The sequence below is a fragment of the Streptomyces humidus genome (assembly GCF_014649655.1).
Lineage (GTDB): Bacteria > Actinomycetota > Actinomycetes > Streptomycetales > Streptomycetaceae > Streptomyces > Streptomyces humidus.
Genome location: NZ_BMTL01000172.1, coordinates 1 through 547 on the forward strand (window position 1 = coordinate 1; position 547 = coordinate 547).

General features: G+C 49.7%; 1 protein-coding gene. It reads right to left on the bottom strand.

Annotation, left to right across the window (positions count from 1 at the left end):
- On the bottom strand, positions 1-206 hold a 206-nt coding region (locus IE239_RS41605; RefSeq protein ID WP_190154630.1), incomplete at its 3' end, for a hypothetical protein.
- Positions 207-547 lie beyond the last annotated feature (341 nt).

A 547-nucleotide genomic window follows, 5' to 3' on the forward strand; every position in this document is an offset into this window, starting at 1 on the left:
AGGAGGGCATCGTGCAGAAGTCCTTGCGACTGGACGGTGTCCATGCGGAGCAGACTATTCTCTCTGTGCAGGTTCTCCAGCACATCCTGCATGGCACCGAACTGTCCCCCTACATGCTGCAATGCTTGCAGCAAGATACCGTCCCTCTGTTCGCTGTTCATGGCGCCGAAGCTCTCCATTGAGGGGAGCGCAAATTCCTCGCTCATCGTGTTACGTCCAGTCGGGTATGCCGTGTAGAGACACTATTCTTTTGTCAGCACAGAGCAGATTCTGGGTTCTGAGTTGACGAGGGCGACTGAAGCACGAGGAGACCAAACGAATAAGTCTGGAGTTTAGACTAGAATAGTGTAAAGTACAGGATAGTAACTACGGTTTATATACTAAGAACCCTAGGGGTTGTAACTAAGGTACAGTATCTAATAACAACAGATAGGGTAGATGAAAGATTAATGCAGGGGTATATGAGCGTAAAGGAGTCGATCGGGAACCCGAGGTGTCGGGGAACCGATTGAAACCGATTGGAGTCCAAAAAGGGCACTCCTAGATC